The organism is Marinobacter sp. DUT-1 (assembly GCF_050379415.1).
Taxonomy (GTDB): domain Bacteria; phylum Pseudomonadota; class Gammaproteobacteria; order Pseudomonadales; family Oleiphilaceae; genus Marinobacter.
Genome location: NZ_JBNRLS010000001.1, coordinates 442,279 through 468,795, shown reverse-complemented (window position 1 = coordinate 468,795; position 26,517 = coordinate 442,279). Strand labels below are relative to the sequence as shown.

Sequence of the window (26,517 nt, the reverse complement as noted above, 5' to 3'; positions counted from 1 at the left end):
GAAGCAGGCTGATTTGCCCCGGCACACACTAATCGGCGAAAATACGCGCCTTATTTTTGATCACCCTTTTAATCACCACGAATTCTTTTCCTGCAAAACACTGGAGAAACGTCAATGCCGTCTCGTAAAGATCTCGCCAACGCCATTCGCGCGCTGAGCATGGATGCGGTTCAGAAAGCCAAGTCCGGCCACCCCGGTGCGCCCATGGGTATGGCGGATATCGCCGAGGTGCTGTGGAATGATTACCTCAGCCACAACCCGGCCAACCCGCATTGGGCCAACCGTGACCGCTTCGTGCTGTCCAACGGTCACGGCTCCATGCTGCAGTACTCGTTGCTGCACCTGAGCGGGTATGACGTTTCCATTGATGACCTCAAGAACTTCCGTCAGTTGCACTCCAAGACCCCGGGCCACCCGGAATACGGCTACACGCCGGGCATCGAGACCACCACCGGCCCGCTGGGGCAGGGCATCGCCAATGCCGTCGGTTTTGCCATTGCCGAGAAGTCCCTGGCCGCGCAGTTCAACCGCCCCGGTCATGACATCGTTGATCATTACACCTATGCGTTCCTGGGTGACGGCTGCCTGATGGAAGGCATCTCCCACGAAGTCTGCTCCCTGGCCGGTACCCTGGGCCTCGGCAAGCTGATCTTCTTCTATGACGACAACGGCATCTCCATTGACGGTGACGTGGAAGGCTGGTTCACCGATAACACCCCGCAGCGGTTCGAATCCTACGGCTGGCAGGTGATTCCGAACGTTGACGGCCACGACGCCGAGGCCATCCGGGCCGCCATCGAAGCCGGTCGCGCCAACACCGAGCAGCCCACGCTGATCTGCTGCAAGACCATCATCGGTTTCGGTTCGCCCAACAAACAGGGCAAGGAAAGCTGTCACGGTGCGCCGCTGGGTGACGACGAAATCGCCCTGACCCGTGAGCAGCTGGGTTGGGAATACGGCCCGTTCGAAGTGCCGGAAGAAATCTACGCGGCCTGGAATGCCAAAGAGAAGGGTGCAGGAGCCCAGAAAGCGTGGGAAGAGAAGTTTGCAGCCTACGAAAAGGCCGAGCCCGAGTTGGCGGCTGAGTTCACCCGTCGCATGGCCGGTGATCTGCCCGCGGACTTCGCCGAAAAGGCCCAGGCGTATATCCAGGAGTGCCAGGATAAAGACGAGACTATCGCCTCTCGCAAGGCCTCCCAGAACACCCTGAACGCCTACGGCCCACTGCTGCCGGAATTGATGGGCGGCTCTGCCGACCTGGCCGGTTCCAACCTGACCATCTGGAGCGGCAGCAAGGGGCTGACTAAAGAAGACGCTTCCGGCAACTACATTTATTACGGTGTCCGTGAGTTCGGTATGGCGGCGATCATGAACGGCATCGCCCTGCACGGTGGTTTCGTGCCCTACGGCGCCACCTTCCTGATCTTCATGGAATACTGCCGCAACGCGGTACGCATGGCCGCCCTGATGAAGCAGCGCTCCATCTTCGTGTTTACCCACGACTCCATCGGCCTGGGTGAAGACGGCCCGACGCACCAGCCGGTTGAACAGCTGGCCAGCCTGCGCACCACACCGAACATGAGCACCTGGCGCCCGGCCGATACCGTGGAATCCGCGGTGGCCTGGAAAGCCGCGCTGGAGCGCAACGACGGTCCGACCGCCATGGTCTTCTCCCGACAGGGCCTGCCGCACCAGGACCGCAACGCCGAACAGCTGGCCAACGTTGCCCGCGGTGGTTACATCCTGTCTGACAGCGAAGGCACCCCGGAACTGATCCTGATCGCCACCGGTGGTGAAGTGGGCCTGGCCCAGGACGCCGCCACCAAACTGCGTGAGCAGGGCAAGGCTGTACGGGTTGTTTCCATGCCCTCCACCGACGTATTCGATGCCCAGAGCGCCGAGTACAAACAGCAGGTGCTGCCGCTGGAAGTGACCAATCGCATCGCCATCGAAGCCGCTATTGCCGATTACTGGTACAAGTACGTTGGCCTCGACGGCCGCGTGGTGGGCATGACCACTTTCGGTGAGTCCGCTCCGGCTGGCGAGCTGTTCAAGGAGTTCGGCTTCACCGTCGACAACATCCTGGAAGTGGCTGACGAACTGCTGGACGCCTGATGAGCAACTCAAAGCCTTTTCGTATTGCCATCAACGGGTACGGCCGGATCGGCCAGTGCGTGTTGCGGGCGCTCTATGAAAACGGCTACCGCGACCACCTGCAGGTGGTCGCGATCAACGAGTTGTCCGATATCGACACCATCGCCCATCTGACCCGCTACGACTCCACCCACGGCCGTTTCCGGGGTGACATTACGGTCGAGGGCGATGATCTGGTTGTAAACGGCGACCGCATCCGCGTATTGCAGCATCCGGATCCGGCCGATCTGCCCTGGCGGTTGCTGGATGTGGATCTGGTACTGGAATGCTCAGGCTCCTTTTCCGACCGGGCGACGGCGCAGAAGCATATCGATGCCGGCGCCCAACGGCTCCTGTTCTCCCAGCCCGCAGAGTCGGATGTCGATCGCACCGTGGTGTTCGGAGTCAACGACGCAGAGCTGACCGGCGAGGACGAGATTGTGGCCGCAGCCTCCTGCACCACCAATTGCCTGGTGCCGGTGATCAAGGTGCTGGATGACGCGCTTGGTGTGAAGCAGGGCAGCACCACCACCATCCATGCGGCCATGAATGACCAGCCGGTGATCGATGCCTACCACCATCAGGACCTCCGCCGCACCCGCAGCGCCCTGCACAACATCGTGCCGGTGGACACCGGCCTGGCCCGCGGCATCGAACGCCTTTTGCCCCACATGGAAGGCCGATTCAGCTCCGTGGCCATGCGCGTGCCTACCCTGAACGTCTCGGCCATCGATATGGTGGTCAATGTTGGCGAAGTTACATCTGTCGAGGCCGTTAACAAGCTGTTAGAGAGCGCCGCAAAAGGGCCTTTAAAAGGTATCCTCGGCTATACCGATGAATTGCTGGCCAGCTCCGACTTCAACCACGACGCCCACTCCGGCATCGTCGACGGCGGCCAGACGAGGGTGACCGGCGGCACCATGGTGAAAGTGCTGTGCTGGTTCGATAACGAGTGGGGGTTTGCCAACCGGATGCTGGATGTCAGCCGCTGTTGGCTGGAAAAGACTGAAAAAGGGGGCAGATGAAAGCTTTCATCGGACCCCGGGTTTACTGTCTCAGGGGTCTGATGAACGCCTTCATCTGACCCCAGCTCGACTTGACTGAAAAACTCTGAATTTAAGGACGAACAAATGGCCATCAAGAAAATGACCGACCTGGACCTCGCCGGCAAGCGGGTCCTGATCCGCGAAGACCTCAACGTGCCGGTCAAAGACGGCAAGGTAACCAGTGACGCCCGCATCCGCGCCTCCCTGCCCACTATCAAGGCAGCGAAAGACGCCGGTGCCAAAGTCATGCTGATGTCCCACCTGGGCCGTCCGGAAGAAGGCGTCTACGACGAAGCCTCCTCCATGAAGCCCGTCGCCGACCACCTGACCAAAGTCCTCGGCCAGGAAGTCCGCCTGATCAAGGACTACCTCGACGGCGTCGAAGTAGCCGACGGCGAAGTCGTCCTGTTCGAAAACGTCCGCTTCAACAAGGGCGAAAAGAAAGACGACGAAGAACTGTCCAGGAAATACGCTGCCCTGTGCGACGTCTACGTCATGGATGCCTTCGGCACGGCCCACCGAGCCCAGGCCTCCACCCACGGCGTCGCCCGCTTCGCCCCCGAAGCCTGCGCCGGCCCGCTACTGGCTGCCGAACTCGAAGCCCTCGGCAAAGCCCTGGACAACCCGGCCAAACCGGTCGTCGCCATCGTCGGTGGCTCCAAGGTCTCCACCAAACTCGACGTCCTCAACGCCCTGGAAAAAGTCTGCGACCAGATCATCGTCGGCGGCGGCATCGCCAACACCTTCCTGGCAGCCGCGGGCCACCCGGTCGGCAAATCCCTGTGCGAACACGATCTGATCGACACCGCCAAAGAAATTGCCAGCCGCGTCGAAATCCCGCTGCCGGTAGACGTAGTGGTCGCCAGCGAATTCGCCGAAACCGCCACCGCCACCACCAAGAACATCTCCGATGTTGCTGAAGGTGACATGATCCTCGACGTCGGCCCCGAAACCGCCGGCAAATTCGCCGAGCTGCTCAAGAACGCCAAAACCATCCTCTGGAACGGCCCGGTCGGCGTCTTTGAATTCGACCAGTTCGGCAACGGCACCAAAGCCCTGGCCGAAGCCATCGCCCAAAGCGACGCCTTCTCCCTCGCCGGCGGTGGCGACACCGTCGCCGCCGTTGACAAGTACGGCGTTGCTGACAAAATCTCCTACATCTCCACCGGCGGCGGCGCGTTCCTTGAATTCGTCGAAGGCAAGACACTGCCGGCAGTAGCAGTACTGGAAGAACGCGGCGCGTAAGTCGAGAACACAGATTCTGAGCGAGGCCAGCTACAAGGCCAGAATCGCAAGGATGGAGGGGGAACAGCTTCGCGGAATCTCGAAGGCCAGGGATGGCCTGAGAGAAGCGCACAGGGGTAAGGCAAGCGTTTATGAAGCGGAGCTTCATGCGCAGCCGAACGACAGCAATCGATGATTGCTGGCCGGACCCCGAAGGGGTGCTTGTAGCGGTTCCGCGAAGCTGTTCCCCCTCCATCCGCAGCAGACTCCAAAGCAAGAAACGAACAGAATTCAACTACCCAAAATCCAACGAAGGAGACGACCCATGGCCCTGATTTCGATGCGGCAAATGCTGGACCACGCCGCCGAGCATGGTTACGGTGTGCCAGCCTTTAACGTAAACAACCTCGAACAAATGCGCGCCATCATGGAAGCCGCCGACAAGACCGACTCCCCGGTCATCGTCCAGGCCTCCGCCGGTGCCCGCAAATACGCCGGCGCCCCGTTCCTGCGCCACCTGATCCTGGCCGCGATCGAGGAATTCCCGCACATCCCGGTCGTCATGCACCAGGACCACGGCACCAGCCCCGCCGTGTGCCAGCGCTCCATCCAGCTGGGTTTCAGCTCCGTCATGATGGACGGCTCCCTGGGTGAAGACGGCAAAACCCCGACCGACTACGAGTACAACGTCGACGTCACCCGCCGCACCGTCGAAATGGCCCACGCCTGTGGCGTCTCCGTAGAAGGCGAGCTCGGTTGCCTGGGCTCCCTGGAAACCGGCCAGGCCGGCGAAGAAGACGGCATCGGCGCGGAAGGCACCCTGGACCACAGCCAGATGCTGACCGATCCGGAAGAAGCCGCGGACTTCGTCAAGAAAACCCAGGTGGACGCCCTGGCCATCGCCATCGGCACCAGCCACGGCGCCTACAAGTTCACCCGTCCGCCCACCGGCGACATCCTGGCCATCGACCGCATCAAGGAAATCCACGCCCGGATTCCCGACACCCACCTGGTCATGCACGGCTCCAGCTCCGTACCCCAGGAATGGCTGAAGATCATCAACGAATACGGCGGTGAAATCCCGGAAACCTACGGTGTCCCGGTTGAAGAAATCGTCGAAGGTATCAAGCACGGCGTGCGCAAGGTCAACATCGACACCGACCTGCGCCTGGCCTCTACCGGCGCGGTCCGTCGCTTCCTGGCCGAAAACCCGGCCGAGTTCGACCCGCGCAAATTCCTCAAGGAAACCATGAAGGCCATGACCGAAGTGTGCATCGCACGCTACGAAGCCTTCGGTTGTGCCGGCAACGCCAGCAAGATCAAGCCGATCAACCTCGAGCGCATGTTCGAGCGCTATGCGGCCGGCGAGCTGGATCCCAAGATCAAATAAGGTCTGGAGTAGGTTGTCCCTGTAGCCTGTGGGTTGCGGGGGCAGATTGGGGCGGAGGCCCTGTTCAAAACACGCCCGCAAGTACGTCCCTGTAGGGCTTGGCTGTGGCCATCCTTGGCCACAGACAGTTTTGAACAGGGCCTCCGCCCCAATCACGTCTGGCCTCTCGATATATCCGGAATGCCTGAATGAGCCGGGGTGGACAGAGCGTTCAGAAATCTGGAGCGCCATGGATGGCGCGACGAAGCCCTACAGGGACGTATTCACGGGCGTTTTCTGAACGCTCTGTCCACCCCGGCTCTGCCACCCGACTCGCAGGCTACGGATGAAAACTCCAAACCCTGACCCACCTCAAGTAAGTTCCAGCCGGCCCTTGTAATTTTCCGAACCTCATCAAATATAGTGGTTAGCAAACGAGCAAAAAGCTCAGAACGATTAACCAGTGGTGAGGACCGTAATGGAATTCAAAGACTATTACGCCGTACTTGGTGTGAGCGAGTCTGCCACCCCCGAGGAAATCAAGAAGGCCTACCGCAAGCTGGCGCGGAAATACCACCCGGACGTCAGCAAGGAAGAAAAGGCCGATGAAAAGTTCAAGGACGTTGGCGAGGCCTATGAAGTCCTGAAAGATCCGGAAAAGCGCGCGGAGTACGACCAGTTGCGCAAGTACGGTGCCCGTAGTGACGGCTCGTTCGAACCACCACCCGGCTGGCAGAGTGCTTCCGGTTTTGGTGGCGGTGGCTTCACCGACGCCGACGCCAGCCAGTTCAGTGACTTCTTCGAGGAAATCTTCGGTGGCGGTCGCCGCGGCGGTTTTTCCGGTGGCTTTGGTGGGGGCGGCTTCCGTCAGAACATGCGCATGCGTGGTGAGGACGTTCATGCCCGCCTCGCGTTGTTCCTGGAGGAAGCGTTCCACGGCTGCGAGAAGCAGGTGTCATTTACTGTGCATGAGGCTGACGAGCAGGGGCGCGTAATTGCCCGGCAAAAGACTCTGAAAGTGAAGATCCCCGCCGGCATGCGCGAAGGCCAGCATATTCGCCTGAAGGGGCAGGGGTCGCCCGGGATTGGTGGCGGCGAGCCGGGTGACCTGTTTATCGAGATCGAGTTCGCGCCGCATCCGCACTTCACTGTGGAAGGGCACGACGTGCTGATCACGGTGCCGGTGGCACCCTGGGAGGCGGCATTGGGTGCGACCGTCACGGTTCCCACCGTCGGCTCCAAGGTGAATGTGAAAGTGCCCAAGGGCTCCACCAGCGGCCGCAAGCTCCGGCTCAAGGGCAAGGGCTTCCCTGGCAAACATCCGGGTGATCAGATCGTGATCCTGCAGGTTGCCATGCCCGAGCAGCACACGCCGGAAGCCGAAAAGCTATACGAGCAGCTGGCTGAGGCCGAAAAGAACTTCAATCCACGCAGCAAGCTCCATGTCTGAGCGGGGGTAGGAAATGACCAGGCAAGACCAGATTCTGACCGTGGAAGTGGTGCACTCCGAGGGCGACACCTTCACCCTGCGAGAAATTTGCGAGCGGGGCGAGTGCCACGCCGAGTTCGTTATCAAACTGGTGAACTACGGCGTCATTGCGCCCGTAGAGGATATCCCCGAGGCCGGGCAGTGGCAGTTTGACGTCGCCGCCCTCAGCCGCCTGCGCAAGGCCATGCGGCTACAGCGGGATCTCAAGATCAATCTGCCGGGCCTGGCTATGTCGCTGGACCTGCTGGACGAAGTGCAGGAAATGCGCCGGGAGGTGGACCGGCTGAACCGGCAGGTGCGGCATTTGCTGGGGGAGTGAGACCTCTTGAAGACGGGGTCAGATGAAAGCGTTCATCAGACCCCAGGTTCACCGTCCCCCCGGGGTCTGAAGAAAACCTTCTTCTGACCCCACCTTAGCGTCAAACTCCACAGCCAAAACCAGTCACGGGGTCAGAAGAACGCCTTCTTCTGACCCCATCTTCACGCCAACCTCCCGTCTTTACTTCCCCTCTTTCTCCAAAGCCTGCAACTCCCCATAAATCTTCTCCGCCTCCTCCATCAACGTTCCATGCGTGCGCAAATCCCCATTCCGCTGCGCATGGAGCGCCTTGGCGAGTTTGTCCTCGTAGGCTTTCTTCAGTTTCTTCTTCGGATCACCTTTCAGAAATCCCAGCATGGTTGCTCCCGATTAGTTGGATTAAACAGGGGTACGCCCGCTGCGCGGATTAGTTCACAGCCTCGGTGGTGAAAAAGGGGTCAGAAGAAGGCTTTCTTCAGACCCCGATCTTCGCGCCCACCTCCGGGGTCAGATGAAAGCCTTCATCTGACCCCTCCTTAACCTCAAACTCCAAACCCAAACTCCGGGGTCAGATGAAAGCCTTCATCTGACCCCTCCTTCACCTGTCACTCCGTCACAAAAATTTAATGATCAAAATCTGGACAGCTATGAAAATTGGGACTAAATTCCCAAAAAATAAAATGGGAAATAAATCCCAAATCCGGCAAAACACCCCGCCGGCCCGAAAACGAAAAGCAACAACCTGGAGAAGATCAATGAAACGCAATCCCCTGACTCTGGCAGTAAAACTTGCCCTCACCGGTGCTCTGGCCGGCTCACTTGCGGCGTGCGGTGGTGGCGGCAGCGCCTCCACAGACACAGTCAGCACCACCTCAGACGGCACCAGCGTTGGCCCGGTCACCGGCTTCGGCAGCGTGTATGTCAACGGAACCCGGTTCCGCACCGATGGCAGTGTCGACAGCGATGACGGCATCGAGCGTGAGGATCAGCTCGAGAAGGGCATGATCCTCAAGGTCAACGGTAGCTGGGACGATGATGGCGAGGGCGAGGCGCGTCTGGTGAGCTACGACGACACCCTGCGTGGGCCCGTTACCAGCGCGAGCTGGGATGACGTCAACCGGACCGGGCAGCTTGAGCTCCTGGGACAGATCGTGTTGCTGGATGGGCAGACGGCTTTTGGCGGCGTCAGCCCGGTCACTCTGGCCAGTGATCCGACCGCCTACCAGGTGCGGGTCAGCGGCTGGCGCCTGGACGATGGTCGATTCCAGGCAGCTTACGTGAGTGTTCGCCTCCTCGGCGACAGCTTGGACGATGCCAACGAGGCCGAGCTTGAAGGCGTGGTGGCTGACCTGGATCCGGACGCCCAGACTTTCACGATCAATGGCTTCAAGGTGGATTACACCAGCGCGGTTGCTGATGACGACTTCAGTCTTGATGCCCTTGAAAATGGCCTCGTGGTTGAGGTGGAAGGCCAGCTGAACGCCGCCGGCGATACCCTGCTAGCCGAGGAGATCGACGATGAAGACAATCTGTTTGACGATGATGACGATGCCGAAGTGGCCGGTGACATTGCCAACTATGACGCCGCTGCCGGCCAGTTTGAGGTCAATGGGGTAACCGTTCGGCTGACCTCAGACACCGAGTTCGATGACCTGAGCCAGGACAGCCTCCAGAATGGCCTCAGGGTCAAGGTCGAAGGCGAGTTCCGGAATGGAGTGCTGATCGCCGAGGAAGTCGAAGGTCGGGATGGTGATGCCGAGCTTGATGGCGTGATCGAGTCCATCGATCTGGCCGCCGAGCGGCTCGTGGTGAGTGGGGTAGACGTGCGCCTGACCGGTGCGACCCTGATCCGCGATGATGACAGCGAGGACGATGACAGCCGTGACCGGGTCGACGATCTCAACAGCCTGTCAGTAGGTGAGTATCTTGAGATCGAGGGGCGTCAACGTGACGACGAGGGTGGTTACCTTGAAGCCATCAGTATCGAGCGAGACGATGACGACGACGATAATGACTTCGAACTGGAAGGCCGGGTGACGGCTGTCTCCGGTACCTCTATCACCCTCATGAACCTTGAAATCCTGGCCAACGGGTACAGTCTTTCCGGTGTCTCTGTCGGTGATGAGGTCGAGGTGGAATATGCGGCAACATCTGGCGGCCAGTACCAGCTGACCGGCAGTCTCGACGATTGAGGCCTGTGCCGGGGCGCGGGCAACCGCGCTCTGGCTTCGGGTCTGCCTTGGGAATACAATCCCAAAGATGAGCGACACTGACATCAAACCCCTGCACCAGGCACTGTTCCGTATTCTGCGCCCTCTTGCCAGATTGTTGTTGCGTAATGGCATCCCCTTCGGGGAGTTCGCGGAGTTGGTCAAACGAGCCTATGTGGAAGCCGCGCTGGAAGATTCTTCCGGCGGCCGTCGAAAACCCACGGATTCCAGGGCAGCAGTGATGACCGGCCTGACCCGCAAGGAAGTCAAACGCCAGCGCGAGATCCTGGCCGGGGAGAATCCGGTACGCGGGACCACCACCCATGCCAACCGCGCTTCGCGGGTGGTATCCGGCTGGGTGCACGACGAAGCCTTCCAGGCCCGCGATGGTGAGCCGGCCTTGCTCTCGTTCGAAGGCTCGCTGAGCTTCAGCGAACTGGTCAGGCAATACAGCGGTGACGTCCCGCCCCGCGCGGTGCTGGACGAATTGGTCCGGGTGGGCGTTGCGTCCGTGGACAGTGACTCAGGGCAGATCGAGCTCAGGCAGCGAGCCTATGTGCCGGCCGGTGACAGCGAGGAAATGCTCCAGATCTTCGGGGAAGATGTATCTGACCTTATCGCAACTATCGACTATAACCTTGTAAGTAGTGAATCGGACCGGCAGCCCCTGTTCCAGCGGACACTGACCTACGACAACATTCCCCCGGAAATCATGGACCGCTGGCGTGCCCATGCGGCCGCCCAGTCCCAGGCCCTGCTTGAACAGCTCGACAAATGGCTGGGGCCCCATGACCGGGGAATTGCGGGCAACGGTACCGGCAACCACACCGGCGAGCCGGTGCGCACCGGAGTGAGCATCTTTTACTTTGAGGATCCTGTGCAGGCAGGGGGAGACGAATGAAACGGACATTGCTCAATCGATCAATCGGACTGACAGCCGGTACTCTGGCACTGGGAATCCTTTCCGCCTGCGGCGGTGGCGCCGGAACGAGCCTGGACGTGGCCGACGGAGGCATCCGGGGAACCGGTTCCAGCGTCGGGCCTGTGTCGGGGTTCGGAAGTGTGTTTGTGAACGGCGTGCGGTTCGATACGTCCGGGATCACCAACCGCGCGGTGACAAGTGACGACGGCATCACCTCCGAGGACTTGCTCAGCGAAGGTATGATCCTGAGGGTTGAGGGGCAGTGGCTCGACACCAATGAGGGTACCGCCGATAGCCTTGAGTATGACGACACCCTTCGCGGACCGCTCTCCGCACTGGCGCCGGATCCATCCGGTGCGGGAGAGTTCGTGACCGCGACGGTGCTTGGTCAGAGTGTCCGGGTTGACCGCCAGACCGTGGTCCGTGGCACCAGTTTCGCTTCGCTGCTCTCCGGACAGGGGGAAGGTCAGACGGTACGGATCAGTGCCTGGCAGCAACCGGATGGCTCCTACAGGGCCGGTTACCTGGCGGTGGTTGCCGAGGACCTCACCGACGTCGAGTTGGAGGGAGTGGTTGCCGACGTCGACATCGACCTCAACCAGTTCCGGATCGGTTCCATTCTGGTTGAGTACGACGATGGATCGGTAATTTTCGGTTCGAGTCTCACCGAGGCGGACCTCGAATCCGCTGACTCGCTGGAGGTGGAGGGTAGCCTCAGCGGCTCCACCCTGACCGCACGCTCCATCGATAGGGATGATACCCGCCGTTACGCAGGGACCGATGGCGAGGATATTGAAATTACCAACGTGGTCCTTGACGGGTTCGTGCCGGCTGGCATCGACGCCCGGTCAGGCACGTTCACCATGGCTGGCCGCACCGTCTTCGTTGACGACCAGACCGAGTTGGACGATGGACTGACTGTCGAGGATCTGCAGCCCGGTTTGCTCATCCAGGTGGAGGGCGTGCTCAGTGACAGTGGCAACGTGCTGGCAACCGAAATCGAGCTCCGCGACGCCAATGGCGAGGTAAAAGGGGTAATGACGCCCGGTTCGTTGTCGACCGCTGTCCAGACGCTAAGGATCGGTGGCGTTCTGGTGCAGGCGACTTCAAGGACCATTGTCACCCTGGAGGATAACGATCAGAGCATTCGCTTTGATCAGATCCCTGAGGAACGCACACTGGAGGTAGAAGGTATAGACCGTCTGTCCGGCGACCTGCATTACCTCGAGGCCCTGAAGATCGAGGTCGATAATGAGAACGCCGATCTCGCCGAGAGAACTCTGTTTGAGCTTGAGGGACAGGTGCGGGACATGAGCTCCATCCCGAGTTTCATCGAGGTTCTGGGAATCAGGATCGGAGATGTCGGGGCAGACTATGACTCGGACAGGGGCACGATCTACAGCGATTTCAATGCCGGTGAAGCGGTGTTCGTCGAGGTTGAATACACCAGCGCCGCCAATGGCCAGCCGCCCTACACGGCTGACGAAATCGAGCTTGAATCCGAAGACAACGACAACTGAGGCCGGAAAGTCGGCCTCAACCACAAACCCGGGAGCGAGCCTCCCGGTATTCCGTCTTCAGCCGGTCCACGAGGTCTGAAACGCTCAGAACGTCGTGGATCTGGCTCACCCCCTGACCGGCGGACCACACGGTCTTCCAGGCCTTGGCCTCATCATCCACCGGTTTCAGCTTCTCGCCGTAATTGATGTCGCCGGCCTGGTTCAGTTTGTCCATCTCATAGCCCGCCGCTTCCAGGCTCTGGCGCATGAAGCTGGCGGGCACACCGGAGACGGCCGGGGTATGGATGATGTCCGCCGACACCGCCTCGATGATCATGTTCCGGTAGGCATCTTCCGCCTGCGACTCCGTGGTATTTATGAACCGTGTTCCGACATAGGCCAGCTCCGCACCCAGCGCCTGTGCCGCCAGAATATCCTCTCCATGGGACAGGCCACCGGCCAGCAGGATAGTGCCGTCAAACACCTCCCGGATCTCATGGACCAGCACAAACGGATTGATCGTTCCCGCATGGCCACCGGCACCCGCCGCCACCGCGATAATGCCATCCACACCGGCCTCGGCCGCTTTGCGGGCGTGTTTCTGATTGGTGACATCATGGAACACCACTCCGCCGTAACTGTGCACTGCGTCAACCACCTGGCTGGCGGCACCGAGGGAAGTAATCACCATGGGCACCTTGTGCTTTACGCACAGCTCCAGATCGGCCTGCCAGCGCGGATTGCTGCGATGGACAATCAGATTCACCGCCCAGGGGGCCACCGTGGCGTCCGGATTATCCGCCCGGAACCGATCCAGCTCCTCATGCATCTGCACCAGCCACTGCTCGAAACCCTCGCTGGTGCGCTGGTTCAGCGCCGGAAAACTTCCCACGATGCCCTCCTTGCAGCAGGCCAGCGCCAGTTCCGGGCCGGAAATGAGAAACATGGGAGCTGCCACAAGGGGCAGTGAAAGCGAATCGGCAAGCGAGGAGGGCAATGGCATGGCATTTCCTTAATTTTTATCGGAACTTTTGTAGGATATAAAGGATCTTAGCGTGCCTCGGCCTCCGTGCAAACGACGGATGGCCCATCGGATCGGAACATTCAAAAATCAAAAGGGAGCCCTGACATGGGTGAAGCGAAACGCCGCAAGCAAACCGGAACACCATCCTCCCGCAAGGCCGGCAATCGTGGTCTCATCATCGGCATCGCCGCCGTCGTTGCCATCGCCGTGGTCGCCGGCCTTTATTTCCTGACCTCGGCGCCAGAGCCCACCTCCGACGCCTTGCCCGTAGCCGCGCCTGACGCGCAACCCTTCCCGGCACAGCTCGACCAGTACGGTGTCTCGGTCGGTGACGAAAACGCCCCCGTGGTCGTCCGGGAATTCGCCGACTACCAGTGCCCCGCCTGCGGCCGCTTCTCCGAAGCGAGTCAGCGCCTGAAACAGGAATACGTCGAAACCGGCAAAGTCCGCTTCGTCTACTTCGACCTGCCCCTGCAACAACACCAGAACGCCATGCCCGCAGCCCTCGCCGCCCGCTGCGCCGGCGACCAGGACGCCTACTGGCAAATGCATGACCGGCTCTACGGCAGCCAGACCGAATGGAGCGGCTCCAACGACCCCGTTGCAACCTTCACCCGCTATGCCGGAGACCTCGGCCTCAACGAGCGCCGCTTCCAGAATTGCATGGAATCTGAACTGCACCGAGAAGATGTGGAACAGAGCCGTCAGGCAGCTACCCAGTTGCGGGTCATGGGCACGCCAACTGTTTACGTGGATAACATCCAGCTGACGCGTCCCGGCTGGGGCCAGCTTTCCGCGGTAGTTGAGCGCGAACTGAATAAGCAGGCTGACTGATAAGTAGCCTGCCGTATACCTCAAGGCTGCGTGTATCCCGGACTTGCTTGAGGCTCCAAGTTGGTTAAACTTTGCGCCCTCGCGAACCCCGCGATTGAATTAAAACCCATGCTCCGGATTTACGATCCGGCCCGCAGGAGAAAACCATGAGCAATGAAGTAGTTGTCTGCGCACTCTACAAGTTCGCAGTCCTGAATGATTACAAAGACCTACGCCAGCCCCTGCAGAACCTGATGCTGGAAAAAGACGTCCACGGCACCCTGCTGCTGGCCCGCGAAGGCATCAACGGCACCATCGCCGGCAGCCGCGAAGGCATCGACGCGGTCAAAGCCTGGATTGCCAGCGACGACCGCTTCGACGGCATCGACTACAAAGAATCCTTTGTCGACATACAGCCGTTCAAACGCACCAAAGTGAAGCTCAAGAAAGAGATCGTCACCATGGGCGTCGAAGGCATCGACCCGAAGCGCGTGGTCGGCACCTACGTCGACCCGAAAGAGTGGAACGACCTTATCTCCGATCCGGACGTGCTGCTCATCGACACCCGAAACCAGTACGAAGTGGAGATCGGCACCTTCAAGAACGCGGTCAATCCGTCCACCGACACCTTTCGCGAGTTCCCCGAGTACGTGAAGGAGAACCTGGATCCTTCAAAGCACAAGAAAGTCGCGATGTTCTGCACCGGCGGTATCCGCTGCGAGAAATCCACCGCGTATCTCAAGGAACAGGGCTTCGATGAGGTGTACCACCTCAAGGGTGGCATCCTTAAGTACCTGGAAGACGTACCCGAAGAACAGAGCCTCTGGCACGGGGAATGCTTTGTCTTTGATGACCGGGTGACCGTGAACCACCGGCTTGAGCGTGGAGATTACGATCAATGCCACGCCTGCCGCCGCCCGATTACCGAGGAAGACAAGCAGCGCCCCGAGTACGAGCAGGGCGTCAGCTGCCATCAGTGCATCGACTCCCTGACGGAAGAGCAGAAGGCCCGGTTCAAGGAGCGCGAGCGGCAGATGCGCCTGGCCGAAGAGCGTGGCGAAGTGCACGTCGGCGGCGAAGCGGCCCGCATCATTGCCGAGCGCAAGGCCCGCAAGAAAGCTGAACGCGAAGCTCAGGCCAGAAAAAGTCTGGAAGGAGAAAAGGCCCGTAAGACCGCGGGCGCCTGATATTCAACCGACAGGAGGTTTCATGGGGTTCAGACACGCAGTCGCAGTAACGCTCACGGCGTTTGCGCCGTTTGTGCAGGCACAGGATGCCTCGGACTGGGAAGGCGAGGCCGAACTGGGCGTGCTGGTGACCTCGGGCAATTCCGAGGAAGCCAATGTCAACGGCCGGCTGGCCCTGACCCATGAAATCGAGAAATGGCGGAACACCGGCGAATTCAGCTCGAAGTACTCCGAAGCCGAGGGTGAAACCACGACCGAGGAGTACAAGGCATCGGCCGAGACGGACTACAAGTTCGCCGAGCGCCAGTACTGGTTCCTCCGGGGCTCCTATGAGGATGACCGCTTCTCCGGGTACGACTTCGAAGCCACCGCCACCACCGGTTACGGCCACCGGGTCTGGGAATCCGGGGAGCGCTCCTTCCTGGACCTCTCGGCCGGTGCCGGTTATCGCTACAACCGGTTGAACGAGCCCAACGCCGACGGCCAGAATGCCGAGGAAGAGGCCATCGCCCGGCTGGCGGGGCATTTCGATTATGCGCTGTCCGAGAACTCACTGTTTCGTCAGAAGCTGAGTACCGAGATTGGCCTGGATGACAACAACACCGTCAGTGAATCGGAGACTTCGTTGCAGTCGACCGTGGTGGGGAATCTGTCGATGAAGGTGGCGTTCCGGGTCAAGCATGTGTCTGAGCCGCCGGAGGGGTCGGAGGATACCGACACGGAGACTTCGCTGTCGCTGTTGTATGGATTCTGACGCGAACCGCCGGGGCCCGCAGGGTCTGAAGAAAACCTTCTTCTGACCCCTTTTTCATAACTGTGGGGGCGATGTGAAACTGGGGTCAGATGAAAGCGTTCATCAGACCCCGTCTAACTCCCCGGATTGGGTCATGCTCCGGGGTCTGAAGAAAGCTTTCTTCTGACCCCGTCTTAATGGAATTGGGGCATTTCAAATCAAGTTGGGGTCAGATGAAGGTTTTCATCAGACCCCTGTACTTTCATCTGACCCCTCTTTCAAGCTTCAGACGTTATTCCGCAGCCCCAACTCATCCGGGTACGGCGTCAGATACTTCTGCACATGCAGATAATCCACCGGCTCTCTCCGTTGGGCCATGCGCAGCAGGGTCATGGGCACCACCAACGGCACTTCCCCGCGCTGGTAGGCTTCCATCTGCTCCAGCAATACCTTCTTGTCCTCTGCGTGCATGGAGTCCTTGAGATACCCCAGCAGGTGCATCATCGCGTTCATGTGGGAGCCGCGGCTGACTTTCTGGCTCATGGCGTCCATGAACAGGTGGATGTACCTGTCCGCGATGTTCTCCAGCGGCTCGGACTTCAGGTCGCTCAGCAGTGGGCCGAGCTGCCGGTAGATCTTTTCCGAGTGGGCCAGCAGCTGGAATTTGTGGCGGGTGTGGAATTCGATCAGGGCCTGGGCGGTCAGCTTATCGCCGGCCACGTTCTGCATCCAGTCGTCGTAGGCGAACACCCGTTCGATGAAGTTCTCCCGCAACATGTCATCGTTCAGCCGGCCTTCTTCCTCCACCGGCATCAGTGGGTACGCACGCATCAGGGCCTCGGCAAACAGGCCGCGGCCGTCCCGGCGGGTTACCCGGCCTTCTTCGTTGTGGACTTTGATGCGTTCCATGCCACAGCTCGGGGACTTCGCCATAAGGATGTAGCCCCTGAGGTCCGAGAGGGTGGGTATGATCTGCTCGATGAAGGTGTTCATTTCATCGGTGTGATCGGCGGTGCCTTTGGTGTCGATCAGGCGGATACCATCGGGGTACTCCCGCAGGTGGATGGCCGGGCGTGGGACGCCGAGGCCGGCTTCCAGTTCGGGGCAGATGGACCGGAATTCAAAATGCTTTGACAGTACCTGGGTGCAGTAACGGGAATGTTTGTGGCCGCCGTCATGGCGGACTTCCTTGCCCAGCAGGCAGGTGCTGATTCCGACGGGGATGCCGCTCACGTGTTGTCTCCGGTTGTTAAAACGTCACTTGTAATACGTGATTTCAGTCTAGCTCGATCAGCCTGTTCTCGAAACTTCTTCAACTTCGGGTGAGGTCGGACTAGCGGGGCCGGGGTTCCAGAATACGCTGTGAATACATCCTTGTACGCTCGGCTCCGCCATCCGTGGCTCCGCACGATTCTGGAACCCCGGCCCCGCTAGCCCTCCCCAGACCTTGGCAGTCCGCTGATCGGGTGCTGGCGGCGCTTTTTGTCTACCAGTGCCAGGGTACTGGCGTAGATGTTTCGCACATCCTTCGCGAACTGTTCCACCGAGAAATCGGCTGCAAACTCCAGAGCGTTACCCGAGAGGGTCTCGCGCAGTTCGTCGTCTTCCAACAGCTCCTTCACCCTCGCAACCCACTGATCCTGCTTTTCCGGCGTCTTGAAGCCGTTGAACCCGTGCCGGACCACATCGTCGATGCCGCTGGAACGTACGGCGACCACCGGAAGGCCGGCGGCCATGGCTTCGAGGATGACCATGCCCTGGGTTTCGGACTTGGAGGCGAACAGGAAAGCGTCGCCCAGGTGGTACCACAGGACCATCTCGTCGGGTGGTACGGCACCGACAAGTGTGAAGTGTTTCTCCAGGCCCAGGCTTTCGATTTTTTTCTGGAGCCGGTCTTTCTGGTGGCCGTCACCGATCATCAGGAACCGGAACGGCACCTCCGTCTGTTGGCGCAGGGCGTCGATGGCTTCGATCATGAAGTCGATGTTCTTTTCATTGGACAGACGCGAGACGCTGACGAAGATTTTCTCGTCGGTGATCCCGAGTTCCTTGCGCAGCTTGTCCACGTCTTCCGGGTTCACTTCCTGGAATTTCTGGTATTCGATGCCCGTGGGCTGTACGAACGTGGGGGTTTTAACCCCGATCATGCGCAGGTATTCCTCGGTGGAGTAGGTGGGCACGATGACGCCGTCGCACTTGTTGGCGAAGTGTTTGATCAGGGCGTGGGAGATCAGGTTCCGGAACAGCATGCCCGGCAGCGGTACGAAGTGGGCGTAGTGTTCCAGCCGCGTGTGGTAGGTGTAGACGGCGGGGACCTTGAGGGTGCGGGCGATGAACAGACCCAGGCTGCCGAGCCAGAACGGGTGGTGGACGTGGATGATATCCGGGCGGAACGCTTTCACCTTCGCCCGGATCCTTGGCTGGAAGATGTTGGCCAGGCGGAATTCCCGGTTCTTGCCCATGGTCAGCAGGGAGGGTACCCGCAAAACGGATTCCTCGTGGTCGGGCTGGTCCTTGTAGCCCGGGGCGACGATGAGTGGGCTATCCCCGAGTTTAACCAGCCCTTGCCGCAAACGCTCGATGGAGATGGGCACGCCCCCGATGAAGGGCAGGTAGTTGTTGGTGAACATGGCTACCCGCAGCGATTTCTCGAGCCAGGGGGCGGGGTCCAGGTCATAGTCCGGGTAGTAGTCCTTGCCGATGAAGATGATCTGGTAAAGCTTGATGGTAATGGCCGCAAACACGGCAACAATCAGGATGAAGTTGAGGTAGCCGGTGTAGAACAGTGAGTAGATAAAGAACCAGAGGCTCTCCAGGGTGCTCCACACCGGATGCTGTCCGACTTCCAGTCGCTGCAGGCTATGGGATACGTCACCATCCGCGGTCACCCTCACTTGCACGTAGTGATAGAAGCTGCTCTCGTTATTGAGGACCAGGCCGCCAGCCCCGCCGGTGGTGATGAACTCGGTGCCATTCCGTTCCTGCTCGGCAAAGACGGAGAGGTTCGAGGAGAACACCATGTCGATGCCCTGGCTGTCGATCAGCTCAAGCAGAGCTTCCCGGAATTCCGGTGGCTGCAGGTAGTCGTCTTCCTGGTCGAACAGCGGGTTTTGCTCCGGCTCCAGCGGTGGATGGCCGATGAACAGGATGCGGGCGTTGCTGGTGTCCTGGGTGAGCAGGTCGCTGAGCCAGCGGATCTGCCACTGCCAGGGGGTCTTGCCGGTGCTGTCCAGGAAGATCAGCCGGGCGTTGCCGGTGCGGATGCTGTAGAAGTGTGGGCCGAAATGGTCGTAGAAGCGAAAACTGCCGAAATTGTCGAATTCGTGGGCACCGAAGGTGAGCAGGTAGGGGATTTGCAGATGGTTCAGGGTGCCGTACAGGGCCCGGTACTTGTCCTCGCCGCCACCACTGACCGCGTTGCCTGCAGACACCATGAAATCCAGCCCGGAGCTGTTCAGTTCCGGAATAATCCGTTCCTCGAAAATGCCGATGGAGTTGTTGATGTTACCGACCACGGCAAAGTTGACCGCTTCCCCGGGTTTGACCCGTTCGTGGATGTGCTCTACCTGGGTGCTGTGCAGGCTGTTGAAGTCCTGCATGAACAGGTTGAGGTAGGTCTTGTACCCCACCAGCAGAACGACGATCAGCAGGCTGAGGTAGAACAGCAGTTTCAGCGGGTTTCGGAAGATCATCCGGATCTCCTGCGGTCTTTGGTGATTTCCCTCTGGAGCACTATCAGCCCGACAATCATGCCCAGGTAAATGGTCAGGAAGCGCCAGCCCACGGTGACCAGTACCAGGTGATTACCGGACAGGATATCCCGAAAGAAACTGCCGAACACCCCCTCCGAGATGCCCGACGCCCCGGGCGTGGGCGAGAAATACATGATGAAGGTGGTGACCACCAGCAGCCCGACCGTGACCAGGTAGTCCACCTCGTAACCGAGACTGTAGATGAGCAGGGCCGGAAAGCTGAACAGGCTCAGCAGGAAGGTGGCGGTGAAGAATATCGACAGCAGCACGAACAGTGGCCGCCCCTCGATGTAATCGTTGAAGCTGAAAGAGAATCTCAGCATCTCACGGCGGCACTTGAACTGCCACCGGTCGTGGCGGCGTGCGCCAATCAGATGCCCCCGCCTGAGCAGGCTGATCAGCCTGCTCAGGGGCAGAATGAGCCACCGGGTCCTGAACAGCAGGACGATAAAGAAACCCAGGTAGATAGTGATAAACACCGCCAGGGCGGTGCCGATCTCCCCGGAGATGGTGTGATTTTCCAGGGCATTCAGGGTGAAAAGGAAAACCGGGGTCAGCGAAAAGATGAAGATCACTGCCAGTACGGTGCGAATGGTGGTCGCGGCAGTGGCCCGCCCCACAGGAACGCCGTGGTGGGTGAGATACCAGATCTGGGCAAAACCACCGCCGGTGGCCATGGGTGTCACGTTCGAGAAAAACAGGTTGATAAACACCAGCTTGAACATGATCCGGAACGGCAGTTTGTGGTCCAGGGCCCGCAACGTGTAGTAGAGCCTTAGCCCGTCCGACAGGAAATACACCAGCAGCAGGGCGCCGAAGGCCAGCAGGTTCTCAGGTGCAATGAGCCGGGTGTCGAAGGTAATGCTGCGGTCGGCAAACTGATGATAGACCGTATAAAGCCCGGCAGCGGTCAGGGCGACAAAGATCAGGCTGAAGAAACCGAGTCTTCGCCAGGAGGTCCCGCTCTCGTAATCGATGTCCGTTGAGTCTGTCATGGGCTGCCCGTCAGAGTGAGACGGGCAGTTTACAGGGGAAGTGGCAGTGCTTGTCCAGTGGTGCCTTAGTGGCCATATACCATCATGGTGGTGTCGGTGATGGCAAAGTCCGTAAACTGGACACTGCCGATGCTGGCGCCGCCAATCCGGAACACGGGCATGTCGATATCCGCCCGGAACTCGACGTCATGCACGGACAGCCCTTCCATTCCGGAGGCGGCACTGGTGCCCCGGGATAGCTTTGCTGTGGCGTGGGCCATTCCGAAATGCCCCAGGGTGTCATCCCCGCGACGGTTATGAATCTGCAGCCCCTCGATGCCTACCGCAGCAAAGTTGAACAAAAGAATCAGGTCGGCGGCCTCCCAGTTCAGGCTGCCGCTGGTGATTTCGAAGTGGGTGTCCAGCTGCAACTCGGACCCGGATACCAGATTGCCATTGGCCAGCGAGCGGGTATTGCCGCCCTGGTTCCGGATCACCAGGTCGGTTGGCCCCACGTAACCCTGCAGCAACACATCCGAGAACATCGTGGCGCTGCCCTCCGAGCCGGAGGTCACGATGCTGTCTACGGCCAGCTCGAAATCCACCGCCTGCAGGTAGTCGGTCAGACTCGCCGGATCACCGTAATCGATTGCACCCAGGTGAATCACCAGATCGCCGCTGCCGAACTGCTTGCCGAATTCGCCATTCACCGAGTAGGTGGTCAGGGCATCGGCCACATCCGGATCACTGGCGTCCAGCAGCCCCGCGTCCGCCCGGCGGGCGATCTCCGAAAAGCCGTGTTCCAGGACCTCGCCTTCACCTGCGATATCCAGAGTCACCTTGATGTTGTCCAGCACCGTGTCGTTCTGCCCGGAGAGCCGCACGCCGTTGACACTCAGCGATCCCTCGTCGGTCCAGGTCAGGCTGTCCATGGTGAGCCGGGTCTCTAGCTCGATGGTCACACCGGACTGGCCGGTCACCGTGGACAGACTGCGGTCGTCCAGTGCCCGGAACTCGGCAAGTGACAAAGAAGGCAACGCCATCGCAAGCGCCATAAGGGGAAAGCACCTGCGAGGCGTTGAAGACTGTGTGAAGAGAGAGGAAACCATGAGCGCCCCGAGTTCGTTCGACGGATGCTTGTTGTTATCCGGGCCGCAGGGACACCTGAATCAATGCGGCGGTTAAAGGTTACAGACTGTTACATTAGGTCGGGGACGGCTGGCTGTCTGTGATACAGATCTCGAATAGCTGTTTCATTGTCGGGGGGTGAATCCGGTGCGGCCCCTTGAAATCCGATTGAAACGCACGCAGGTATAAAGTTTGAATTCTCTGAACCAAAAGGGAAATGACCATGCCCAAGCATTTCGAAGAGGCCCCCGGCCTGTACGACGCGCCCGTTCCCGAGACTGAAGGCTATGTCTTCAACCAGACCATGATGCGCATCAAGGAACCCGAGCGCTCAATGGACTTCTACACTCGTGTTCTGGGGATGCACCTCATCCGCAAGCTGGAATTCCCGGAGATGAAATTCACCCTGTACTTCCTGGGTTACCTGGACGACCGCTCGGCCCAGTTCGTCCCGAACGACGATGCCCACCGCACCACCTACACCTTCGGCCGTGAGGCGATGCTTGAGCTGACCCACAACTGGGGCACCGAGGACGACAACGATTTTGCCTACCACAACGGCAACGACGAGCCCCAGGGCTTTGGTCATATCGGCATCGCCGTACCGGATGTGTACGCCGCTTCGGACCGTTTCGAGAAACTGGGTGTCGAGTTTGTGAAGAAACCGGATGACGGCAAGATGAAAGGCTTGGCGTTCATCAAGGATCCGGACGGCTACTGGATCGAGATCCTGCAGCCGGACATGCTCGCCAAGCAGCAAAAGGACGACTGAATGTCCTTGTGATCAACCGCCGTCGGATGCCTGTCCGGCGGCGGGTTTCCCGCCAAACCTGGAGGCGACGATCACCGCCGCCGTCAGGATCAGGGCGCCGGTAATGCCGGTCGGCCCAAGCACCTCTCCCAGGAATACCCAGGCCAGCAAGGCCACGAACAACGGTTCCAGCGTCACGATGATGCTTGAAAGTGTGGCGGGCGTGGTCTTCATACCGGTGAAAAAGCTCACGTAACCGATGCACGTCGGCACCACGCCGATGTAGCCCACCATCAGCCAGTGATGGAAATCCAGGGTTTCCAGGCCGGCAAAGCCCCCGATGGCGGCTACCACCGGCAACAGGATAAGCGCAGCAGTGAAGAAACAGATGAATGCCGTGGTGAATACCGGTGTTCCCGCCGAGTTGTACCGGCTGGTGAGGGTGAAACCGGTATAGACACAGGCGGCCAGCAGGGCCATCAGGATGCCGGCCAGGCGCAGGGTGCCGCTGGTGTCCATATCGCTCAGCACCAGCATGGCGGTGCCGATGATGGCGGCGATCAGCGACAGGATGGTTAACAAACCGGGTTTCTCGCCGAGCAGGGGCGCGGCGGTGAGCGCCACCAGTACCGGCGGCAGGCACAGGGCAATCAGTGTGGCGATTCCGGCGCCGGTGAGGTCCACGGCTAGCAGGTAGCTGCCCTGGTAGAAGGCCTGGAACAGGCCGAGTGCCGCGAGGGGCAGGAGAGCCTTGAGTCCCAGGTGCCGCAGGGAGCTCCCGGGTACCCGCTCACCGGGGTACTCCCGTTTGAGTTGGCGTTGTTCCCGCCGCATCAGCAGCCAGAAAAACGGCAACGCCACCACCAGACGAAGAAAGCCCAGGGTGATGGGTTCCAGCTCGGTGCCGGTAAACAGGAATTTGGCGACAATGCCTGTGGTCGCCCACAGCAAGGCCGCCAGGGCGATCAACAGTGCGCCTTGGATCATTCAATAACCAATACAATCAGCTCTTTGGGGCCGTGGACACCGTAGGCCAGGGTCTGCTCGATGTCCGCGGTTTTGGAAGGCCCAGAGATTAACAGCGCATTGGTCGGCATGCCAGAGGCCCAGTCCTGGGCGAGCATGGCTTCGTGGAACGTGGTGTAGATGTCCGAGGCGTTCAGGACGGCAATGTGCACCGGTGGCACCAGGCTCATCAGGCGCGGTTCGTCCGGCGTCGGCCACAGGATCAGCGAGCCGGTTTCAGCAATACCACCCCGGGTGGAGGTGATGCTGGCATCCACCTCGTTGAACAGGTAGGGCTGCCAGCTCTCGATGGGTTCATCGTACAGCAGCAGTTCCGGCAGGTCCGTGCGCTCGGAAGCCTTGATCGCCTGACCGATGGCGTGCTGCTTCGGGATCATCAGGTTGCGGGCACCCCGGGTGTTCAGAACCTCGGCCAGCCGTTCGATCCAGCTGTCAGCGGTGCAGTGGTGTACCTCGCCGTGGACCGATTCGATCATCTTCTCGAACAGCTCGATCCGTTCGGTGGTGCTCCAGTCCGGCCGTTTCAGGACCGAGAAGTCGCATTCCGGGGCGGTCAGTTCGCCGCCGGTTCGATTGCGCAGGCGCTGGAGAATAATGTTTCGGGAACTCACTGGCCACGCTCCTTCATCCGCTGGTGCAGGGTTTTTGCCGCGAGCTTCGGTGCGGTCCGGAAATCGGTCCAGGCGCCCGCCTTCGAGGGCTGCAGGGCCCGGAATCTGGCTGCGACCCCAGTGCCCAGCCGATAGATGCCGGGGCTGGCATGCATCCAGGCCCATCCTTTCCAGATCAGGGCTTCGCCGGTGCTGCGCTTGGCGCCATGGCCCCGGACTTTGGCCGGATGAAGCCGGTCGCCGTCCACGGACTCCTGGCGCAGGCGCACCAGCAGGTCCGGAATCGGAATCTTGACCGGGCAGACCTCGCCGCAGGCACCGCAGAGGCTGGATGCGGTGGGCAGATGCCGGCCTTCGTCCAGGCCGATCAGGTGCGGCATCAGGATCTTGCCGATGGGGCCGGGGTAGGTGGTGCCATAGGTGTGGCCACCGACCCGGGTATAGACCGGGCAATGGTTCATGCAGGCACCGCAGCGGATGCAGCGCAGGGTGTCCAGCAGTTCGTCATCCTGGTAGATGGACGACCGGCCGTTATCCACCAGCACCACATGGACTTCCTCGGGCCCATCCAGCTCCTCGCCCTTGCGCGGGCTGGAGATCATGTTGAAGTAGGTGGTGATGTGCTGGCCGGTCGCGGAGCGGGTCAGCAACGCCAGCAGGGCGGAGACATCCTCCAGGCTCGGCACCACCTTCTCGATGCCGGTGACCGCAATGTGGCAGGGCGGCACCGTGGTGGTCATCCGGCCGTTGCCCTCATTCTCCACCAGGCACAGGGTCCCGGTCTCCGCCACCGCGAAGTTGACGCCGGAGACGCCCACATCCGCGTTCATGAACTTCTCCCGCAGCTGCTGGCGGGCGGAGGCGGTCAGGTACTCCACATCGTTGGAAAGATCGGTGCCGGTTTTCTCGTGCATCAGCTCGGAGATTTCCCCGGTGTTCTTGTGGATCGCCGGCATGATGATGTGGGAGGGCGTTTCATCCGCGAGTTGGACAATGTACTCGCCCAGATCCGATTCCAGCGCCTCGATGCCCTGGTCCTGGAGGTAATGGTTCAGCTCCATCTCCTCAGACACCATGGACTTGCCCTTGATCACCGTCTTGGCGTCCCGGGCCACGCAGATATCCCGCACAATGCGGCAGGCCTCGTCACCGTCCACCGCCCAGTGCACCTTGATGCCGTTCTCGGTCAGCTTCTGTTCCAGCTGCTCCAGCAGGTCCGGCAGATTGGACAGGGCCTTCATGCGGATGTTGGCGCCGAGATCCCGCAGGGTTTCCAGATCCCAGCCTTCGAACGCTGCCGTGCGCTTGGCCATCAGGCCATCCATCGCCTTCCGGAAGTTCTGGCGGATCTTGGGATTGTGGATGGCCGCATGTGCCCGCGGGTGGAATTCCTTCACATCGACGTGAGGATGGCTGTGGGCAGTGGTCTCGCTCATGACTGGCCTCCCTGGTTTCCGCGGGTGCGCTCCCACAGGAAACTGATGATGTGCTGGCCCTGGAGGGGCTTGTCATTCTTCTCGGCATAGCCGGCGATGTTCATCAGGCAGCCGCAGTCGGTGGTGACAAATTCTTTGGTGCCGGCATCCACCAGGGTGTCCACCTTCTCACTGACCATGGCGGCAGAAATCTCCGGGTGGCGAACCGCAAAAGTGCCGCCAAAGCCGCAGCATTCCTCAGGACGGATCTGTTCCACAAGATTGACGTTCTTCAGCTGCCCAAGCAGGGCAGGGCCGACCTCGGCCACCCCCATTTCCCGGCGGGCCGAGCAGGAGGTATGCATGGCAACCGTGACCGGCTCACCCAGATCCTCCAGTTTGATGTGGCAGACATTCAGCAGGAAATCCGTCAGCTCCCAGACCCGCCCGGCGATTTCCGCGGCCTGGGTGGCCTGGGGCGTGTCCTTGAAAAGTGCAGGATAATGCTTGCGCATCATGCCGCCACAGGAGCCCGACGGCACCACAATCGGCCAGTCTTCCGGAAACAGGTCCAGCTGGGCTTGCGCCACCGAGCGGGCCTCATCGTGGTAGCCGGAGGTGTAGGCAGGCTGACCACAGCAGGTCTGGCCCTGGGGGAAGATCACTTCGATGCCCTCCCGCTCCAGCAGTTCCACCCCGGCAATGCCTGCGTCCGGGTAGAACATGTCCACCAGGCAGGTGCCGAAGTAATAGACCTTTTGAGGCCTGGACGGATAAACCTTGATGGGATCTGACATTAACGCCCCGCTCCGGGTATGGGATTGTTGTTATCCAACAATAATAGGGTGGGGGAGCGGTGGTTGCCAAACGACTTTAGGGTAACAGCGGGCAGCGATGGAAACCGCTGCCCGGC

Annotated in this window: 23 protein-coding genes; 13 read left to right on the top strand and 10 right to left on the bottom strand. The window is 60.3% G+C overall.

Annotation, left to right across the window (positions count from 1 at the left end; all coding sequences use genetic code 11):
- Positions 1-114 precede the first annotated feature (114 nt).
- The 6 genes from tkt (at position 115) to ACQUTG_RS02125 (ending at position 7,580) form a co-directional block, all read left to right on the top strand.
- Positions 115-2,115: a transketolase gene (gene tkt / locus ACQUTG_RS02150; protein WP_428917831.1), complete on the top strand. Its 2,001-nt coding sequence runs from the start codon at positions 115-117 to the stop codon at positions 2,113-2,115.
- Positions 2,115-3,158 (top strand): type I glyceraldehyde-3-phosphate dehydrogenase, encoded by a 1,044-nt coding sequence (gap, locus tag ACQUTG_RS02145; RefSeq protein WP_428917830.1) that lies wholly within the window; start codon positions 2,115-2,117, stop codon positions 3,156-3,158. Before tkt ends, gap begins: the two co-directional genes overlap by 1 nt.
- Positions 3,159-3,263: 105 nt before the next feature.
- Positions 3,264-4,424 (top strand): phosphoglycerate kinase, encoded by a 1,161-nt coding sequence (locus tag ACQUTG_RS02140; RefSeq protein WP_428917829.1) that lies wholly within the window; start codon positions 3,264-3,266, stop codon positions 4,422-4,424.
- A 304-nt stretch (positions 4,425-4,728) separates the two neighbouring features.
- On the top strand, positions 4,729-5,793 hold the full coding sequence (gene fba / locus ACQUTG_RS02135) for a class II fructose-bisphosphate aldolase (protein ID WP_372988377.1): 1,065 nt from the start codon (positions 4,729-4,731) through the stop codon (positions 5,791-5,793).
- A gap of 457 nt (positions 5,794-6,250) precedes the next feature.
- On the top strand, positions 6,251-7,222 hold the full coding sequence (locus ACQUTG_RS02130) for a DnaJ C-terminal domain-containing protein (RefSeq protein WP_428917828.1): 972 nt from the start codon (positions 6,251-6,253) through the stop codon (positions 7,220-7,222).
- 13 nt (positions 7,223-7,235) lie between these two features.
- Positions 7,236-7,580, top strand: a complete 345-nt coding sequence (locus ACQUTG_RS02125; RefSeq protein ID WP_428917827.1) for a chaperone modulator CbpM — start codon at positions 7,236-7,238, stop codon at positions 7,578-7,580.
- A 180-nt stretch (positions 7,581-7,760) separates the two neighbouring features.
- On the opposite strand, the gene ACQUTG_RS02120 is transcribed toward ACQUTG_RS02125, so the two are convergent.
- On the bottom strand, positions 7,761-7,937 hold the full coding sequence (locus ACQUTG_RS02120; RefSeq protein WP_428917826.1) for a DUF6435 family protein: 177 nt from the start codon (positions 7,935-7,937) through the stop codon (positions 7,761-7,763).
- 377 nt (positions 7,938-8,314) lie between these two features.
- On the opposite strand from ACQUTG_RS02120, the gene ACQUTG_RS02115 reads away from it, so the two are divergent.
- The 3 genes from ACQUTG_RS02115 to ACQUTG_RS02105 all read left to right on the top strand — a co-directional run bounded on the left by ACQUTG_RS02115 (position 8,315) and on the right by ACQUTG_RS02105 (position 12,211).
- Positions 8,315-9,751 carry a DUF5666 domain-containing protein gene (locus ACQUTG_RS02115; protein ID WP_428917825.1) on the top strand — a complete coding sequence of 479 codons (1,437 nt, stop codon included), beginning with the start codon at positions 8,315-8,317 and terminating at the stop codon, positions 9,749-9,751.
- Between the two features lie 67 nt (positions 9,752-9,818).
- A complete protein-coding gene (locus ACQUTG_RS02110; protein WP_428917824.1) occupies positions 9,819-10,670 on the top strand; it encodes a DUF6502 family protein in 852 nt (283 codons plus the stop codon).
- A complete protein-coding gene (locus ACQUTG_RS02105) occupies positions 10,667-12,211 on the top strand; it encodes a DUF5666 domain-containing protein (protein ID WP_428917823.1) in 1,545 nt (514 codons plus the stop codon). The genes ACQUTG_RS02110 and ACQUTG_RS02105 overlap by 4 nt, the downstream gene beginning before the upstream one ends.
- A gap of 16 nt (positions 12,212-12,227) precedes the next feature.
- Here the strand turns inward: ACQUTG_RS02105 and ACQUTG_RS02100 are convergent, their stop codons facing one another.
- Positions 12,228-13,193 (bottom strand): NAD(P)H-dependent flavin oxidoreductase, encoded by a 966-nt coding sequence (locus ACQUTG_RS02100; RefSeq protein ID WP_428917822.1) that lies wholly within the window; start codon positions 13,191-13,193, stop codon positions 12,228-12,230.
- A gap of 126 nt (positions 13,194-13,319) precedes the next feature.
- Here ACQUTG_RS02100 and ACQUTG_RS02095 point away from each other — a divergent pair, with 126 nt between their 5' ends.
- The 3 genes from ACQUTG_RS02095 (at position 13,320) to ACQUTG_RS02085 (ending at position 15,968) form a co-directional block, all read left to right on the top strand.
- Positions 13,320-14,048, top strand: coding sequence for a DsbA family protein (locus ACQUTG_RS02095; RefSeq protein WP_428917821.1), 729 nt, complete (start codon positions 13,320-13,322; stop codon positions 14,046-14,048).
- Positions 14,049-14,194: 146 nt separating this feature from the next.
- Entirely contained in the window at positions 14,195-15,214 is a 1,020-nt protein-coding gene (locus tag ACQUTG_RS02090) for a rhodanese-related sulfurtransferase (RefSeq protein WP_428917820.1), read from the top strand.
- Between the two features lie 22 nt (positions 15,215-15,236).
- Entirely contained in the window at positions 15,237-15,968 is a 732-nt protein-coding gene (locus tag ACQUTG_RS02085) for a DUF481 domain-containing protein (protein WP_428917819.1), read from the top strand.
- Positions 15,969-16,232: 264 nt separating this feature from the next.
- On the opposite strand, the gene ACQUTG_RS02080 is transcribed toward ACQUTG_RS02085, so the two are convergent.
- The 4 genes from ACQUTG_RS02080 to ACQUTG_RS02065 all read right to left on the bottom strand — a co-directional run bounded on the left by ACQUTG_RS02080 (position 16,233) and on the right by ACQUTG_RS02065 (position 21,728).
- Entirely contained in the window at positions 16,233-17,180 is a 948-nt protein-coding gene (locus ACQUTG_RS02080; protein WP_428917818.1) for a YbgA family protein, read from the bottom strand.
- A 197-nt stretch (positions 17,181-17,377) separates the two neighbouring features.
- Positions 17,378-19,639, bottom strand: a complete 2,262-nt coding sequence (locus ACQUTG_RS02075; RefSeq protein WP_428917817.1) for a glycosyltransferase — start codon at positions 19,637-19,639, stop codon at positions 17,378-17,380.
- Entirely contained in the window at positions 19,636-20,694 is a 1,059-nt protein-coding gene (locus ACQUTG_RS02070) for a lysylphosphatidylglycerol synthase transmembrane domain-containing protein (RefSeq protein WP_428917816.1), read from the bottom strand. Before ACQUTG_RS02070 ends, ACQUTG_RS02075 begins: the two co-directional genes overlap by 4 nt.
- Before the next feature lie 65 nt (positions 20,695-20,759).
- Positions 20,760-21,728 carry a DUF6160 family protein gene (locus ACQUTG_RS02065; RefSeq protein ID WP_428917815.1) on the bottom strand — a complete coding sequence of 323 codons (969 nt, stop codon included), beginning with the start codon at positions 21,726-21,728 and terminating at the stop codon, positions 20,760-20,762.
- Between the two features lie 296 nt (positions 21,729-22,024).
- Between ACQUTG_RS02065 and gloA the strand changes: the two genes are divergently transcribed.
- A complete protein-coding gene (gene gloA, locus ACQUTG_RS02060; RefSeq protein WP_428917814.1) occupies positions 22,025-22,573 on the top strand; it encodes a lactoylglutathione lyase in 549 nt (182 codons plus the stop codon).
- A gap of 12 nt (positions 22,574-22,585) precedes the next feature.
- Here the strand turns inward: gloA and ACQUTG_RS02055 are convergent, their stop codons facing one another.
- The 4 genes from ACQUTG_RS02055 to ACQUTG_RS02040 are packed head-to-tail and all read right to left on the bottom strand — an operon-like array spanning position 22,586 to position 26,401.
- A complete protein-coding gene (locus ACQUTG_RS02055) occupies positions 22,586-23,539 on the bottom strand; it encodes a DMT family transporter (protein WP_428917813.1) in 954 nt (317 codons plus the stop codon).
- The gene (locus ACQUTG_RS02050) at positions 23,536-24,189 is read right to left on the bottom strand and encodes a LutC/YkgG family protein (protein ID WP_428917812.1); all 654 of its coding nucleotides are present in this window, start codon (positions 24,187-24,189) and stop codon (positions 23,536-23,538) included. The genes ACQUTG_RS02055 and ACQUTG_RS02050 overlap by 4 nt, the downstream gene beginning before the upstream one ends.
- Positions 24,186-25,625, bottom strand: coding sequence for a LutB/LldF family L-lactate oxidation iron-sulfur protein (locus ACQUTG_RS02045; protein WP_428917811.1), 1,440 nt, complete (start codon positions 25,623-25,625; stop codon positions 24,186-24,188). The genes ACQUTG_RS02050 and ACQUTG_RS02045 overlap by 4 nt, the downstream gene beginning before the upstream one ends.
- Complete coding sequence (locus tag ACQUTG_RS02040; RefSeq protein WP_428917810.1) at positions 25,622-26,401, bottom strand: (Fe-S)-binding protein; 780 nt, start codon at positions 26,399-26,401, stop codon at positions 25,622-25,624. The genes ACQUTG_RS02045 and ACQUTG_RS02040 overlap by 4 nt, the downstream gene beginning before the upstream one ends.
- Positions 26,402-26,517: the final 116 nt, after the last annotated feature.